The following is a 233-nucleotide window of genomic DNA, read 5'->3' as shown; positions in this document are numbered from 1 at the left end:
ATTGGTCCATGTACTGGATCGCGTAGCTGGTGCCGCAGAGCTGCCCGGCCATGTTGTGCAGCGTGCCGGTCTTGCCCATGCGCCCGGAGCGCTTGGTTTCGAATTCGCGCTTGGGAATATCGGCAAACTCCGGCATGGCACGCACTTTGGCGCCGACGATTTTTGCCGTGCGCTGAGCGCCGTACGGGGTCCAGTGCTGGTCGCCGCGGAAGTAGAAGTCGTGGGCCGGCAAC

The 233-nt window shown here is 63.5% G+C and carries 1 pseudogene; it reads right to left on the bottom strand.

The features are described 5' to 3' along the window. Positions 1 to 233 (bottom strand): annotated as a pseudogene (locus tag KZZ04_RS20895) (hypothetical protein); the annotation flags it as partial.

The sequence above is a fragment of the Pseudoalteromonas sp. CR1 genome (assembly GCF_019392235.1).
In the GTDB taxonomy this organism is placed as follows: Bacteria; Pseudomonadota; Gammaproteobacteria; order Enterobacterales; family Alteromonadaceae; genus Pseudoalteromonas.
This window is presented reverse-complemented; position numbering and strand designations above follow the sequence as displayed.